We start from the raw sequence: 15,085 nt of genomic DNA, 5'->3' as shown, positions 1-15,085 counted from the left end.
ACGTGACAACGGCAGAGTTGAACGACCCAAGGACAAGCTATGCCTGGGGACCCCCACCCCCTACCCCTCCCCGCAAGGGGGAGGGGAGTGCGCTGCGACGCGTGGCGTACTTACGCGACCTCCGCCAGCACCTTCTCCACGGCTTTCCGCTCCTCGGCCGTCAGCGCGGCTTGCGGGGGGATGGGATCGCCGACGTCGTAGCCTTGCAGCGCCAGGCCGGCCTTGATGCAGGCGGCGAGGTTGAATTTGGCGAAGGCTTCGTTGACGCGCCACAGCTTGCGCTGCAGCTTCAAGGCCTCGTCCCAACGCTGCGCCTTGCACAGTTCGTACAGCGCAACGCTTTGGCGCGGCGCGATGCAGGCGGGGCCGGCCATCCAGCCGACGCCGCCGATCAGCATCACCGCGGCAGGAATATGCGCCGAGGCCGAGAACACCTGCAGCGCGTCGCCGCAGCGATTGATGATCGACAGCAGCCGGCCGGTATTGGTCGAGGCGTCCTTGATGTAGCGAATCCGCGGATGCTCGGCGAGCCGCGCGATGACGTCGAGCGTCAGATCCGAGCGCTGGAATTGCGGGTTGGTGTAGATCACTACCGGGATCTCGACCGCATCCGCGATGGCGCGGAAATAGCTTTCGATCTGCGCATCCTTGAGCGGGAAATACGCTTCGAGAATCGCCAGAATGCCATCGGCGCCGAGCTTCTCGTACAATCTGGCCTGCGCCACCGCATCCGCCACCGAGGTCGAGGCAACACCGGCCACCACCGGCACCCGGCGCTGTGCGGCCTCGATCGTCGCCCGCACCACCGCCTCGCGCTGTGCGGTGCCGAGATAGGCAAATTCCCCGGTCGAGCCGAGCGGCGTCAGCCCGTGCACACCCGCCTGGATCAGATCGTCGCACAGCCGGCCCATCACATCGGCGCGAACGCGGCCGTCCGCATCGACCGGAGACACCAGATAAGGGAATACGCCGTGAAAATCCGCCATCATCCAATCCGTCACTTGTCCACATCCGGCCACCGGAACCGGTGCCCCTGCCTATCCAGCGCAATCCGCCCGGCGCCGCAAGGCGGAAACGTGCTAAGCCTGCCCGACCCTGCCCTGAACGAGACCTGCCGATGACCTCTGCCCCGCCCCGCGCCGCCAACCAGCAACCGCCGGTCGCGCCGCGCCGTCCGCATAGCTTCACCACCCACGGCATCACGCTGACCGACGACTATGCCTGGCTGAAGGATCCGAACTGGCAGGAGGTGCTGCGCGATCCGTCGCTGCTCGATCCGGACATCCGCACCTATCTCGAGGCCGAGAAGGGCTACACCGACAGCGTGCTCGGCCACACCACGAGTTTGCAGAAGAAGCTGGTCGCTGAGATGCGCGGCCGGATCAAGGAGGACGATTCCAGCGTCCCGTCGCCGGATGGGCCTTACGCTTACTTGCGCAAATATCGCGAGGGCGGCCAGCACCCGCTGTACGGCCGCGTCGCCCGCGACGGCAGCGGCGAGATCGACGTCGTTCTCGACGGCGACGAACTCGCCAAGGGCCACGACTACTTCCAGTTCGGCGACCGCCGGCATTCGCTCGATCATAGACTCGAAGGCTGGAGCGCCGACACCAAGGGCTCCGAATACTACACCATCCGCGTCCGCGACTGGGCGACCAAGCAGGACCTGGCCGACGTGGTCGAGGAGACCGACGGCGGGCTGGTGTGGACCGCGGATTCGAGCGCGTTCTTCTACGTCAAGCTCGACGACAACCACCGCCCGATGCAAGTGTGGCTGCACAAGCTCGGCACGAAGCAGGCCGACGATCTTCTGATCTACGAAGAGCCGGACTCCGGCTGGTTCACCCACATTCACGAAAGCACCAGCGGCCGGTTCTGCGTCATCGCCGGCGGCGATCACGAGACTTCCGAGCAGCGACTGATCGACGTCTCCGATCCGACCGCGCCGCCGCGCCTGGTCGCCAAGCGCGAACTCGGCGTGCAGTATTCGCTCGGCGACCGCGGCGACGAACTGTTCATCCTCACCAACGCCGACGGCGCGATCGACTTCAAGATCGTCACAGCGCCGCTGGCTGAGCCGACCCGCAACAACTGGCGCGATTTGATCCCGCACCGCGCCGGGATCTATGTGATCGATTTCGATCTCACCACCGGCCACCTGATCCGGCTGGAGCGCGCCAATGCGCTGCCGTCGATCACCATCCGCGACCTGAAGAGCGGCGACGAACACGCCATCGCGTTCGCCGAGACCGCGTATTCGCTCGGCACCATCGGCGGCTACGAGTTCGACACCACCAACCTGCGGTTCTCGTATTCGTCGATGACGACGCCGTCGGAAGTCTATGACTACGACATGGCGACGCGGCAGCGCGTCTTGCGCAAGCGCCAGGAGATTCCCTCCGGCCATAATCCCGCCGATTACGTCACCACCCGGATCATGGCGAAGGCGGACGACGGCGCCGAGGTGCCGGTGTCGATCCTGCATCGGGCCGGCCTCACGCTCGATGGAAAGGCACCACTGCTGCTGTACGGCTACGGCTCGTATGGCCACGCGATGGGCGCCGGCTTTTCGGCCAATGCGCTGTCGCTGGTCGACCGCGGCTTCGTCTATGCGATCGCCCATATCCGCGGCGGCGCCGACAAGGGCTGGGGCTGGTATCTGGACGGCAAGCGCGAGAAGAAGACCAACTCGTTCGACGACTTCGCCGCCAGCGCCCGCGCGCTGTGTGCTGCGAACTACACCTCGCCCAAGCGCATCGTCGCCCACGGCGGCAGCGCCGGCGGCATGCTGATGGGCGCAGTCGCCAATCGCGCCGGTGAGCTGTTCGCCGGCATCGTCGCCGAGGTACCGTTCGTCGACGTACTCAACACCATGCTGGACGACACCCTGCCGCTGACGCCTCCCGAGTGGCCGGAGTGGGGCAATCCGATTGCGAGCGAAGCCGACTTCAAGACCATCCTGTCGTATTCGCCCTACGATAACGTCGCCGCCAAAGAGTATCCGGCGATCCTGGCGATGGGCGGTCTCACCGATCCGCGCGTGACCTATTGGGAGCCCGCCAAATGGGTCGCGCGGCTGCGCGCCACCATGACAGGTGGCGGCCCGGTGCTGCTGCGCATCAACATGGGCGCCGGCCACGGCGGCGCCTCCGGCCGCTTCAGCCGCCTCGACGAAATCGCGATCGTCTACGCCTTCGCGCTGTGGGCGGTCGGCTTGGCTGACGCCGAAGCGTGAGCGTGGCATAAAGCCAATCAGACAACCCCTCCCCGTCATTGCGAGCGAAGCGAAGCAATCCAGAAGCGCCGAGCACTGAACCTGGATTGCTTCGTCGCTCCGCTCCTCGCAATGACGGTGCCCAACTAACAATTCAGGAAACAACCCGAGCACATCATGGCCGCACCCAAACCGCCCGGATTTGAAACCCTCAGCCTGCATGCCGGACAGCATCCCGATCCGCTGACCGGCTCGCGCGCGGTGCCGATCTATCAGACCACGTCCTACGTGTTTCAGGACACCGACCACGCCGCGGCGCTGTTCAATATGGAGCGGCCCGGCCACCTCTACACGCGGATCTCCAACCCGACGATCGCGGTGCTTGAAGAGCGGATCGCCGCACTGGAGAACGGCGTCGGCGCGGTCGCGACCGCGAGCGGCATGGCGGCGCTGCATCTGGCGATCGCGACGCTGCTGAGTGCCGGCGATCATATCGTCGCATCATCCTCGCTGTACGGCGGCACGATCAACCTCTTGGCGCACACGCTGCCGCGGTTCGGCATCACCACCAGCTTCGTGGCGCCGCGCGACCACGCCGGCCTCGCGGCAGCGATCCAGCCGAACACCCGGCTGATGATCGGCGAGACCATCGGCAATCCGGGCCTCGAAGTGCTCGACATCCCGAAGGTCGCGGCGATCGCTCATGAGGCGAAGATCCCGCTGTTGATCGACAACACCTTCGCGACTCCGTACCTGAGCAAGCCGATCGAACTCGGCGCCGACATCGTGATGCACTCGGCGACCAAATGGCTCGGCGGCCACGGCATCGCGATCGGCGGTGTGCTGGTCGACGGCGGCCGGTTCGACTGGCGCGGCTCCGGCAAGTTTCCGACGCTGACCGAGCCCTATGCCGGGTATCACGACGTCGTCTTCGACGAGCAATTCGGGCCGCCCGCTTTCGTCATCCGCGCGCGAATGGAGGGCCTGCGTGACTTCGGCGCATGTCTTTCGCCGACCAACGCTTTCCAGCTGCTGCAGGGTATCGAGACGCTGCCGGTGCGGATGGATCGGCATGTCGCCAACACCAAGGCAGTGCTCGATTTCCTCCAAGCCAACAAGGCGGTCGACTGGGTGCTGCATCCGACGTTGGAGAACCACCCGGACTACGACCTCGCTAAGACGCTGCTGCCGAACGGCGCCGGCTCGATCATCTCGTTCGGCATCAAGGGCGGCCGCGCCGCCGGCCGCAAGTTCATCGAAGCGCTGCGGCTGACCAGCCATCTTGCCAATGTCGGCGACGCCAAGACGCTGGTGATCCATCCGGCTTCGACCACGCATCAGCAGATGAGCGCCGAGCAGCTCGAGGCCGCCGGCATCGGCGAGGAACTGATCCGGCTGTCGGTCGGCATCGAAACCGCCGACGACATTATCGCTGACCTGGCGCAGGCTCTGCGCGTTTCGCAGAAGGGCTGAGTCATGCAGATCAAGGTCAACGGAACAGACACCTTCGTTGCCACCGGCGGCAAGCCGTTCGACGCGTCGCTGCCCGCCGCGGTGTTCATCCACGGCGCCGGCTTCGATCGCTCGGTGTGGGCGCTGCAGACCCGCTGGTTCGCGCACCACGGCTACGCCGTGCTGGCGCCGGATCTGCCCGGCCACGGCCGCTCCGGCGGCGAGCCGCTGAAGACGATCGCCGAAATGGCCGACTGGATCGCCGCGCTGCTCGACGCCACGGGCGCGCAAGCTGCCAAGCTGATCGGCCATTCGATGGGCTCGCTGATCGCGCTGGAGACCGCCGCGCGGCACCCGGCCAAGGTGGCGTCCTTGGCGCTGATCGGCACCACCTCGACCATGGCGGTCGGCCCCGACCTGTTGAAAGCCGCCGAAGCCAACGCCCCCGCGGCGGTTGCGATGATGACGATCTGGGGCCTTGGCCCGGATGCCGAGATCGGCGGCAACCTCGCTCCCGGCCTGTGGATGCACGGCGGCTCGGTGCGCGTGCTCGAAGCCAACAAGCCCGGCGTGATCTTCAACGATTTGTCGGCCTGCAACGACTACAAGGACGCGCTGACGGCGGCGGCGAAGGTGACGGTGCCGACACTGTTCATCCTCGGCGAACGCGACATGATGACCCCGACCAAGAACGGCAAGACTCTCGCCGCCGCGATTGCGGATTCACGCACCGTAATCCTGCAAGGCGCCGGCCACACCATGATGGTCGAGCGCCCCGACGAGGTGCTGAAGGCGTTACAAGGGTAACCGCTCTCTGGCCCCACGCTCGTCATTCCGGGGCGCTCGCGCGAGCGAGCGAACCCGGAATCCCGAGCTGTGGAGCACCCAGCGTTTGCAACAACTTCTGGATTCCGGGTTCGCGCTTCGCGCGCCCCGGAATGACCGTGTTGGGGCTAGGCTTGGATGCGCCCCCGAGCACAGCGAACTCCCTCGCCCGCTCTTCGCGGGGAGAGGGTTGGGGTGAGGGGCGACGCGGGCAACTCGATGCGGAAAGGCGCAGGAACATACGATGATGGTCGAGCGCCCGGACGACGTGCTGAAGGCACTGCAGGGGTAAGACTCTTCTAGCTCCGCGCTCGTCATTCCGGGGCGCTCGCGCCAGCGAGCGAACCCGGAATCCCGAGCTGTGGAGCACCCGGCGTCGCAACAACCTCCGGATTCCGGGTTCGCCGCTGCGCGGCGCCCCGGAATGACGTTGGTGGTTGAAAGAAGGCGACGACTAACTGCCGCTTCCGCTCCCCTCACCCTTCCCGAACACCCGGCTCGCCAGCACATCGCCCGCTTCGATCGTCATGATGTCCTCGGCGGTCAGTGAACGGTCGAGGTCGGCGATCAGGCGGTTGGCCTGGCGGAGACGGATGCGGTCGAGCGCGTTGCGGATCGAGCGGGCGTTGGCGAACAGCGGCTGGGTTTTGCGGATGCCGATGTAGCGCTCGAACGCAGCCTTTGCTTCAGGGGAGAAGTGATAGTTCTGCTCGTTCAGCATGCCTTCGGCGATCGTCAGCAGTTCGCCGTCGGTGTAGTCCGGGAAGTCGATATGGTGGGCGATCCGCGAGCGGAAGCCGGGATTGCTCTGGAAGAATTTCTCCATCCGGTCGGCATAGCCGGCCAGGATCACCACCAGATCGTCGCGCTGGTTCTCCATCACCTGGAGCAGGATCTCGATCGCTTCCTGGCCGTAGTCGCGCTCGTTCTCCGGGCGATACAGATAGTAGGCCTCGTCGATGAACAGCACGCCGCCCATCGCCTTCTTCAGCACTTCCTTGGTCTTCGGGGCGGTGTGGCCGATATACTGCCCGACCAGTTCGTCGCGGGTCACCGAGACGACGTGGCCGCGGCGCACGAAGCCGAGCTTGTGCAGGATCGAGGCGATTCGCAGCGCCACCGTGGTCTTGCCGGTGCCGGGATTGCCGGTGAACGACATGTGCAGCGTCGGGTTGCCGGTGGCGAGCCCCATCCGCTTGCGCAGGCGTTCGACCAGAAGCAGCGCCGCGATCTCGCGGATGCGGGTCTTGACCGGCTTGAGCCCGACCAGCTCGCGATCGAGTTGATCCAGCACCTCGCCGATACCCACCTCGTTGAACTCGGCGCGGAGATCGACGCGCGCGGGCGGCGCGTCGTCTCCATTGGGCGTCGTTGCTGTCGCGTCCACGATCAGCCTCCGTAGCGGCGGCCTTCAGGCTTGTCGGCCGAATAGGCGCGCGTGGTGTACCGCATGTTGCGGCCGTCGGACTCCTGACGATCGAGACGGAAGCCGGGCTCGTCCTTCGGGCGGTTGACGATGAAGGACAGCCGCACCGACTCCCAGCCATGCGAGGAGTCGAACGCCGACAGCCGGATGTAGCGGTCGCCGTAGATCTTGCGGCATTCGTTGAGTTCCATCATCACGCCGGCGGCGTCCTGCAGATCGAACATCGGCAGGCCCCACATCTCCCAATAGGTGTTGCGGGGATGCGGATCGTCGGTGAATTCGAGGTTCACCGCCCAGCCCTTGGACAGCGCGTATTGCACCTGGGCGGCGATCTGCTCGTCGGTGAGATCGGGCAGGAACGAGAAACAGCCTTGGGTCAGTCGCATTGGAAATTGCTCCTTGGTTTTCGCCGTGCACCGAAAGCCTGCGTCATTGCGAGCGAAGCGAAGCAATCCAGCGCAGTGCACCGGGCCTCTGGATTGCTTCGTCGCTTCGCTCCTCGCAATGACGGGTCAGGGCCTATCGGCCGGGTTGAGGTTGTTACACCGACACCGACGGGGTCGGCGCGTAGTCGGGGGTGTCGGTGGATTCGTAGTTGAAGGTCACGTTCTTCCAGGTGTCGAGCGCGGCCTTCAGCGGCGTGCAGGTCTGCGCCGCCTTGGCGAGGATTTCCGGACCTTCGTGCAGATAGTCGCGGCCCTCGTTGCGGGCGAGGATCATGGCTTCCAGCGCGACGCGGTTGGCAGTGGCGCCGGCCGCGATACCCATCGGATGGCCGATAGTGCCGCCGCCGAACTGCAGCACGACGTCTTCGCCGAGCAGATGGAGCAACTGGTGCATCTGGCCGGCATGGATACCGCCCGAGGCCACCGGCATCAGCTTGTTGAGGCTGGCCCAATGCTGGTCGAAGAACAGGCCGTTCTCCAGCGCCATCGGGTTGAAGTCCTCGCGGCAGATGTCGTAGTAGCCCTTGGTGGTCGCCGGATCGCCTTCGAGCTTGCCGACCACGGTGCCGGCATGGATGTGGTCGACGCCGGCGAGCCGCATCCACTTGGCGATGACGCGGAACGACACGCCATGATTACGCTGCCGCGTGTAGGTCGAGTGACCGGCACGATGCAGATGCAGGATCATGTCGTTCTTGCGCGCCCACTTCGCCATCGACTGGATCGCGGTGTAGCCGATCACGAGGTCGATCATCACGATGATCGAGCCGAGTTCCTTGGCGTATTCGGCGCGCTCGTACATATCCTCCATCGTCGCCGCGGTGACGTTGAGGTAGGTGCCCTTGATCTCGCCGGTCTGCGCCTGCGCCTTGTTGACCGCCTCCATGCAGTACAGGAAGCGCTCGCGCCAGTGCATGAACGGTTGCGAGTTGATGTTCTCGTCGTCCTTGGTGAAGTCGAGACCGCCCTTCAGCGCCTCGTACACCACGCGGCCGTAGTTGCGGCCCGACAGGCCGAGCTTCGGCTTGACGGTGGCGCCGAGCAGCGGCCGGCCGAACTTGTCCATGCGCTCGCGCTCGACCACGATGCCGGTCGCCGGGCCCTGGAACGTCTTCACATAGGCGATCGGCAGCCGCATGTCCTCGAGCCGCAGCGCCTTCAGCGGCTTGAAGCCGAACACGTTGCCGATGATCGAGGCGGTCAGGTTAGCGATCGAGCCCGCCTCGAACAGGTCGAGGTCATAGGCGATGTAGGCGAAGTACTGGCCGGGCGAATTCGGCACCGGATCGACGCGGTAGCACTTGGCGCGATACTTCTCGGCCGCGGTCAGGCGATCGGTCCACACCACCGTCCAGGTCGCGGTGGACGATTCACCGGCGACGGCCGCCGCGGCTTCGATCGGATCGACGCCGTCCTGCGGGGTGACGCGGAACAGCGCGATGACGTCGGTGTCCTTCGGCTCGTAGTCGGGCTCCCAATAGCCCATCTTCTTGTATTCCATCACGCCCGAGCGATAGCGGTCCTTGCCGCGGATGGTGACTGCTTCGTTCATGTCGTCCTCCTTGAAAGCCTTGAAAGCCTTGGCAGGCCGAGGCGGCTGGATGGTCGGACACCGTTCGGGAACTTGATCGCGAAGTTCGCGCTGTGCCGATCGGCGTCGCGGGATGCGTTGTGGGAGGACATTGACCACAACCACAAAAATAAGAGAAATTTTATTATCTTCGATATCGCAAAAGAATTTCTTATATCTCAGGCGACGCGATCAGGCCACCTCAGACGGCGCGTCGAGCACCGGCTCTGCGTTGTCGAGCGCGGCATGAAGCGCAGCAAACGCATCTGGAATATCTTTGTGAGGCGCGCAGGCGGCCTCCATCCGGCGGCACGCTGCTGCTAACTGCTTGAAGCCGAGCTGGCCGGCGAGCGACACCGTCTTGTGAGCTGCGGCACCGAGCGCGGTCCGCGCCTCGTGATCGAGCTTCATCGCGTCGATGTGGTGCGGCCACTGCGTCCTGATGCGCGCGATGGTGTCGCGAAGCTGTTCGGCAAAGCCCGCGATATCGTGCTCGCTGGCAAACATCCGCAGATCGTCGAGCGCAGCCTGATCGCGCACCGGATGGTCCGGCTCGGAACCAAGCTCGATCGGCGCCAAGGGCTCGGACGGCACATGCGCGATATCGCCGTCGATCCATCGTGCCACGCAGGCCAACAGCTCAGTGCGATTGATCGGCTTGCCGAGATGGCCGTCGATACCCGCCGCCTTGTAGCGCTCGACCTGCTCGGGCAGCACGTTGGCGGTGAGTGCGATGATCGGCACATCGCGGTAAATACAGCCGAGCGCGCGGATCCGGCGGGTGGCTTCCAGCCCGTCCATTTCGCCCATCTGAACGTCCATGAAGATCAGGTCGTAGCTGCGGCTCGCCACCATCGCGATCGCAGCCGCGCCGCTATCGGCGAGATCGACGTCGTGGCCGGCGCGGGTCAGCATCGTCTTGCACAGATCGCGGTTCATCTCGACGTCGTCGACCACCAGGATCTTGACCGACCGGCTGCAATGGACCTGCGCATCGTGCCGTTCGATATCGAGCCGTTCGGCGACCGGCATCTCGACTTCGAAATAGAATGTGCTGCCGGCGCCCGGCTGGCTTTCGATCTTGAGTTCGCTGCGCATCGCCTGGACGATCCGCTGCGAGATCGCCAGCCCGAGCCCGGTGCCGCCGAATTTGCGCGAGATCGTCTCGTCGGCCTGGCTGAAGCGCTTGAACAGCCCTTTCTGCGCCTCAGGCGAAATCCCGATGCCGGTGTCGGCGACGGAAATCCGCAGCCGGACCAGATGATCGACCCGCCCGATGCACGACACGATCAGTTCGACCGATCCGGCCGAGGTGAACTTCACGGCGTTGTTCATCAGGTTGAGCAGCACCTGACGGAGCCGCACCGCATCGCCGATCAGCACCGGCGGCGTCGCGCGCGCGGTCGCGATCAGCTTCAGCCCCTTCTCGTCCGCCTTCGGCTCGATGATCGAGGCGCAATTGGCAATCAGCTCGTTGATGTAGAGGGGCTTGCTCTCCAGCGTGACGCCGCAGGCCTCGATCTTCGAGAAATCGAGAATGTCGTCGATGATCACCCGCAGCGAGTCGCTGGCCTCGAAGATCCGCGTCACCTGACGGCGCGTATCCGGCGCCAGCGTCTCGTCCTCCAGCACCAGATCGGCATAGCCGATGATGCCGTTCAGCGGGGTGCGGATTTCGTGGCTCATATTGGCGAGGAAATCCGCCTTGGCGGCGCTGGCCTGCTCGGCGGTGGCGCGCGCGGCCTTGAGTTCGTCCTCGTATTTGAGCTGTTCGGTGAGATCGACCGCGATCCCCAGCACACCGAGATTGACGCCGTCGCTGGTGCGCAGCCGGCTGAGGGTGAGCCGGGTCGGAATCCGGTTGCCGAGCGCATCGATGTAGGTCCACACCGCGGTGTCCGGATCGTTACGGGCGAGGCGCGCCTGCAGCACACCGAGATTGGTGTTGACGGTCACCCCCTCCTTGCGCATCGCATCGGCACGCGCGGCGAGTTCATCGGGGTCGTGGAACAGCATCGCAGTCGCGCGGCCGATCAGATCCGAAGCCTTGTAGCCGAGCATGCGCTCGGCGGCCGGATTGAACAGCGTGATGGTGCCGGAGACGTCGGTGGCGATCACCGCATAAGCGGCGCGCTCGAGAATGGCGGTCTGCAGCGTCAGGGTCTTCTCGAGCTGGCACGTGCGTTCGGCGACCTGGCGCTCCAGCGCGGCGTTGAGGTCGTGAACCTCGCGCTCGGCCTGCACCAGATCGGTGATGTCGCGCATCGACGCCGCCATCCCGATCAGCCGGCCGTCATCGGCGCGGATCGGCGAGATGCTGACCGCGACATCGACCAGCGTGCCGTTCGCCCGCCTGCGCTTGGTCCAGAGATAGGCGAACGCGGTGCCGTCGCTGATGCCGGACAGCATCTGCTGCTCTTCGTCGCGCAGATCGTCGGGGACCATCAGCTCGGTGGCATTCTGGCCGATCGCCTGCTCGGCGGTGTAGCCGAACAGCCGCTCGGCGGTCTTGTTCCAGCTCAGCACCGTGCCGTCGATCGACTGGCCGACAATCGCGTAGCTCGATCCCTCGACGATCGCGGCAAGATGCGCCTGCCTGAGCTTGTGCGCGTTGCGCCGCTCGTAGCGTGATAATTGCAATTCGATCAGGCCGGCGATCGACAGGCCGACTGCCAGGGAGATCACGAAGATCCACCACGGCACATCCAGCCCGTGCCCGAGGCCAGGAGGCTCCCAGGTGCGGGTGTATTGCGAGGCGACCCGACCTGCCATCACGCTGAGCGAGACGATCACCGCGACGCCGAACAGGCGGACCAAGGCACGTCCGCCCCGCCGCACCGGCCGTCGCGGCGCCGGAATCGGCGCACCTTCGAACTTCCGCTTGGCGTCGTTGAAGTCGTTCATCGGTGCGCCATCCGGCTAGACCGCAGCGTCCGGCCTGGACTCGCCGGTGCAGTACTGCTGGATCGCATCGAACAGCGCCTGCACGTCGAACGACTTCTTGAAGATCGCAACGGCGCCGGAATGGCCCAGCATATCGCGCTTCAGCAGCTTGGCGGTGGCTTCATCGATCTCCCATCCGCTGAGGACGATGATCGGGATCTGCGCCGTGGTGCGCGAGCTGCGCAGCCGCATGATCAGGAAATCGGCGTCGCCTTCCGGCATGTGATAGTCGGTCACCACCACGCTGGGATACTGACCGGCCGCCATCCGCAATGCACGGGCGGCGTTCGGCGCATACAGCACCTCGATCCCGAGTTTCTTCAGCCGGCTCGCCAGGAACTGGCCGACCTGCTCGTCGTCGTCGACCACCAGCACGCGCGGCCGGATCGGCAGCACGTCGGGCCCGGCCATCAGCGGCCCGGTGTGCTCGGCGATCGCCTCGGCCATCTGCGGAAAGATCTCGGTGAGCGCATTGCTGATGTGATGCCAGAACTGCTCACATTTGCAGGCGTAGAACATCCCCATCGCTTCGCAACGCTCCAGCGTCTCCTCGCAGGTGACGCCGGTGACGACGATGACATCGACCGGTAGGCCGCCCGGTTCGAGCAGATGAAACGAGGCGGTGAGCCCGTCGAGCTTCGGCATGTTGATGTCGACGATGATCAGGTCCGGCGACTTGCGCCGTGCCTTGAGCAGCATCTGCAGCCCGTTGGTGGCGGTGTCGACCTCGAAGCCGATCTTGCGGCATCGCGCCGACAATGCGGCCAAAACCGCCGGATCGTCGTCCGCAATCAGGATCACAGGGGCGCTCATACGGCTCTCCAGTCGCGCTGATCAATCCGGCCGCAGGCCGCTGTTCTGGTCCAAAAGGTCGAGCAATTCGTCGAGACGGGACACCACGTCGGCCCGGGAGCCGGCGTGGTGCACCACCTGCTTCAGCGCGCGCTCCACTTCGGCCGCAGCCGCGCTGATCGTCGCAAAGCCATAGATCCCGGCAACGCCGACCAGCTTGTGAGCCACATGGCGCAGCCCGTCCGGCGCCGCGCCGGATTCGAACGGCTCCCGCAGCTCGCGCAGCAGCGCGGCATCTTTCCTGAAACGGTCGCGGATCTCGATCTCTGGAGCAGGCGCTTCATCGTCGACAGCCGCCGCGGCCAGCTCGAGATAACTGCGCACGCTGCTGATCAGTTCGCGCAGATTGAACGGCTTGGCGATGATGCCGGAGGCGCCGAGCGACTTGAAATCGGAGATGTCGTCGAACCGGCCGCACGCGGTGGTGAAGACCACCGGGATGCTCATGGTGATAGGCTGATTGCGGAGTTCTTCGAGGAATTGCACGCCGTCGACATCCGGCATCGAAACGTCGCTGAGGATCAGGTCCGGCAGCCATTCGGCCGCGGCGCGCACGCCTTCCTCGGCGGAAAGGCACCCCCTGGTTTCAAGATTCGGGTCTCGGGACAACACCGCGGCGACGACCTTCAGCATCGCTGGATCGTCATCAATATGCAGAATACGACTTTTCACACGACCTCCCTTTCGACGATCGCATGTCGCTTTTGCCGTGGCGGCAGCCGGCCACTCCAAAGTACGCAACGAAACCGCGAGAATGATGATAACTCGCTCGCTAATATACCGTTTAAATGAACGTGATTCTCGTGCACTGCAAAGCCAAACCGGCCGATACTCGTTATCTCACGTAGTTACGTAGTAATCATGGCATTCACTGTAGCGCATCAAAAGAGCTGCATTCTAATGCATATTTCTTGCGGTCAAACCACAAGACCAGCCATTGCGGCGAACTAATCACTAGATCGTTCAATTCGTGAGGGAGCCTCAACAGCCAACCAACAGGATCAGGCACAACCTCCCCACGCTGCGCGCCCAATTTCGTGCGGGCACCCGTCTCGCCAGCGCCGCGCCCGACGAATCCAGCCATGGCAGAGTCAGTCGGCGACCTGCTCAATGCGAGCTCGGGGCGACACGCTTCGTGCACCCGTCCCCCATAAGGCACGGACCAAGGGTGACAGCCCCCCGTCCAGGTTGACCCTCTCGGGCGAATAGTCGACAGTTCGCAATCGTTCCCGCACGCGTGTTTGTTTGATGAGCCGACAGTTCAAAACCGTCTCGATTCGCCAGCTTCGCGCGCTGGCGGCGCTGGCCGAGACCGGCAGCATCACGGCGGCGGCCGGCAAGCTGAACCTGACCCAGCCGGCAGTGACGCTGCAGCTCCGCAATCTGCAGGCGCTGGCCGATCTGCCGCTGATCCAGCGCAGCAACGACGGAATGCGGCTGACCGATGCCGGGCGGGAGGTGCTGGCGCTCAGCGAGCGGATCGAGGCGGCGATCGCGGCCTGCGAGACCTCGCTGGAGATGATCGCCGGCAAAACCGCCGGGCGGATTTCGATCGGTGCGGTGTCGACCGCAAAGTACTTCGTGCCGTTCGCGATCTCTGGCTTCCTCAAGCGCCATCCGAAGATCGACGTCCACCTGTCGATCGGCAACCGCCAGGAGATCGGCGCCGAGCTGCGCAACTACGAGCTCGACATCGCCATCATGGGACGGCCGCCGGTCGACCTCGAAGTCGATGTCCACCTGATCGGCGATCACCCCCACGTCATCATCGCGCCGACCGCGCACCGGCTGGCGCGCAAGGACAACATCGCGCCGCAGGAACTCGCGAACGAGACCTTCGTCACCCGCGAGCCCGGCTCCGGCACCCGCAGCCTGATGGAGCAGTTCTTCGGCGGCGCCGGAATCAGCCCGCCGGTCGGCATGGAGATGAGCAGCAACGAGACCATCAAGCAGGCGGTGATCGCCGGGCTCGGCGTCGCTTTCATCTCCGCCCACACCGTCGCCACCGAGCTCGACGAGCGGCGGCTGGTGATCCTGGACGTCGAGGGGCTGCCGGTGGTGCGGCAGTGGTTCCTGGTCAGCCGCAAGGACAAGGTGCTGCTGCCGCCGGCGCGGGCGATGCTGGAGTTCATCAAGGCCGAAGGCTCGCACTTTCTGCCACGCACCCATGGCCGGATGCGGCTGACCCGGCCGTCGCCGCGCGGCAAGCGAGGCTGAACCGAGGGTGCCGGTGGCTCTGATCCGCTGAGCCCAGCCCTGGCCGTTGGAGATTCCTGACGCTCGGCTGTGCCGAATGCCCCCTCACCCGGATTGCTGCGCAATCCGACCTCTCCCCGCGCGCGGGGAGAGGTTAGGCC

The 15,085-nt window shown here is 65.0% G+C and carries 12 protein-coding genes; 4 read left to right on the top strand and 8 right to left on the bottom strand.

Annotation, left to right across the window (positions count from 1 at the left end; genetic code table 11):
* Nucleotides 1-110: 110 nt before the first annotated feature.
* A complete protein-coding gene (locus tag VRZ08_RS24780) occupies nt 111-986 on the bottom strand; it encodes a dihydrodipicolinate synthase family protein (protein ID WP_414534222.1) in 876 nt (291 codons plus the stop codon).
* Between the two features lie 131 nt (nt 987-1,117).
* On the opposite strand from VRZ08_RS24780, the gene VRZ08_RS24775 reads away from it, so the two are divergent.
* The 3 genes from VRZ08_RS24775 (at nt 1,118) to VRZ08_RS24765 (ending at nt 5,473) form a co-directional block, all read left to right on the top strand.
* Nucleotides 1,118-3,235: a S9 family peptidase gene (locus VRZ08_RS24775; RefSeq protein ID WP_414534221.1), complete on the top strand. Its 2,118-nt coding sequence runs from the start codon at nt 1,118-1,120 to the stop codon at nt 3,233-3,235.
* Nucleotides 3,236-3,391: 156 nt separating this feature from the next.
* Entirely contained in the window at nt 3,392-4,687 is a 1,296-nt protein-coding gene (locus VRZ08_RS24770) for an O-acetylhomoserine aminocarboxypropyltransferase (protein WP_414534220.1), read from the top strand.
* A 3-nt stretch (nt 4,688-4,690) separates the two neighbouring features.
* Complete coding sequence (locus VRZ08_RS24765; RefSeq protein ID WP_414534219.1) at nt 4,691-5,473, top strand: alpha/beta fold hydrolase; 783 nt, start codon at nt 4,691-4,693, stop codon at nt 5,471-5,473.
* 472 nt (nt 5,474-5,945) lie between these two features.
* Here VRZ08_RS24765 and cbbX read toward each other — a convergent pair whose 3' ends face one another.
* From cbbX to VRZ08_RS24730, 7 genes are all read right to left on the bottom strand, one after another.
* The gene (cbbX, locus tag VRZ08_RS24760) at nt 5,946-6,878 is read right to left on the bottom strand and encodes a CbbX protein (RefSeq protein WP_414534218.1); all 933 of its coding nucleotides are present in this window, start codon (nt 6,876-6,878) and stop codon (nt 5,946-5,948) included.
* 2 nt (nt 6,879-6,880) lie between these two features.
* Entirely contained in the window at nt 6,881-7,303 is a 423-nt protein-coding gene (locus tag VRZ08_RS24755; RefSeq protein WP_013503624.1) for a ribulose bisphosphate carboxylase small subunit, read from the bottom strand.
* Between the two features lie 154 nt (nt 7,304-7,457).
* Nucleotides 7,458-8,915 (bottom strand): form I ribulose bisphosphate carboxylase large subunit, encoded by a 1,458-nt coding sequence (locus tag VRZ08_RS24750; protein ID WP_107343569.1) that lies wholly within the window; start codon nt 8,913-8,915, stop codon nt 7,458-7,460.
* Nucleotides 8,916-9,125: 210 nt separating this feature from the next.
* On the bottom strand, nt 9,126-11,837 hold the full coding sequence (locus VRZ08_RS24745; protein ID WP_414534217.1) for a PAS domain S-box protein: 2,712 nt from the start codon (nt 11,835-11,837) through the stop codon (nt 9,126-9,128).
* A 15-nt stretch (nt 11,838-11,852) separates the two neighbouring features.
* Nucleotides 11,853-12,689, bottom strand: coding sequence for a response regulator (locus tag VRZ08_RS24740; protein ID WP_414534216.1), 837 nt, complete (start codon nt 12,687-12,689; stop codon nt 11,853-11,855).
* A gap of 21 nt (nt 12,690-12,710) precedes the next feature.
* Complete coding sequence (locus tag VRZ08_RS24735; RefSeq protein WP_414534215.1) at nt 12,711-13,400, bottom strand: response regulator; 690 nt, start codon at nt 13,398-13,400, stop codon at nt 12,711-12,713.
* A gap of 196 nt (nt 13,401-13,596) precedes the next feature.
* The gene (locus VRZ08_RS24730) at nt 13,597-13,812 is read right to left on the bottom strand and encodes a hypothetical protein (protein WP_414534214.1); all 216 of its coding nucleotides are present in this window, start codon (nt 13,810-13,812) and stop codon (nt 13,597-13,599) included.
* Nucleotides 13,813-13,976: 164 nt separating this feature from the next.
* Here VRZ08_RS24730 and VRZ08_RS24725 point away from each other — a divergent pair, with 164 nt between their 5' ends.
* Nucleotides 13,977-14,945 carry a LysR family transcriptional regulator gene (locus VRZ08_RS24725; protein ID WP_107343565.1) on the top strand — a complete coding sequence of 323 codons (969 nt, stop codon included), beginning with the start codon at nt 13,977-13,979 and terminating at the stop codon, nt 14,943-14,945.
* Nucleotides 14,946-15,085: the final 140 nt, after the last annotated feature.

Source organism: Rhodopseudomonas sp. G2_2311 (assembly GCF_047501505.1).
Classification (GTDB): domain Bacteria; phylum Pseudomonadota; class Alphaproteobacteria; order Rhizobiales; family Xanthobacteraceae; genus Rhodopseudomonas; species Rhodopseudomonas palustris_H.
The sequence above is the reverse complement of the archived record's forward strand: the minus strand, read 5'-3'. Positions and strand labels throughout refer to the sequence as shown.

Excerpts from the sequence above, each read along its gene's own strand:
- VRZ08_RS24765 (WP_414534219.1), top strand. The coding sequence starts at position 4,691 with ATGCAGATCAAGGTCAACGGAACAGACACCTTCGTTGCCACCGGCGGC.
- VRZ08_RS24745 (WP_414534217.1), bottom strand. The coding sequence starts at position 11,837 with ATGAACGACTTCAACGACGCCAAGCGGAAGTTCGAAGGTGCGCCGATT.
- VRZ08_RS24775 (WP_414534221.1), top strand. The coding sequence starts at position 1,118 with ATGACCTCTGCCCCGCCCCGCGCCGCCAACCAGCAACCGCCGGTCGCG.
- VRZ08_RS24740 (WP_414534216.1), bottom strand. The coding sequence starts at position 12,689 with ATGAGCGCCCCTGTGATCCTGATTGCGGACGACGATCCGGCGGTTTTG.
- VRZ08_RS24755 (WP_013503624.1), bottom strand. The coding sequence starts at position 7,303 with ATGCGACTGACCCAAGGCTGTTTCTCGTTCCTGCCCGATCTCACCGAC.
- VRZ08_RS24780 (WP_414534222.1), bottom strand. The coding sequence starts at position 986 with ATGGCGGATTTTCACGGCGTATTCCCTTATCTGGTGTCTCCGGTCGAT.
- VRZ08_RS24725 (WP_107343565.1), top strand. The coding sequence starts at position 13,977 with ATGAGCCGACAGTTCAAAACCGTCTCGATTCGCCAGCTTCGCGCGCTG.
- VRZ08_RS24770 (WP_414534220.1), top strand. The coding sequence starts at position 3,392 with ATGGCCGCACCCAAACCGCCCGGATTTGAAACCCTCAGCCTGCATGCC.
- VRZ08_RS24730 (WP_414534214.1), bottom strand. The coding sequence starts at position 13,812 with ATGGCTGGATTCGTCGGGCGCGGCGCTGGCGAGACGGGTGCCCGCACG.
- VRZ08_RS24750 (WP_107343569.1), bottom strand. The coding sequence starts at position 8,915 with ATGAACGAAGCAGTCACCATCCGCGGCAAGGACCGCTATCGCTCGGGC.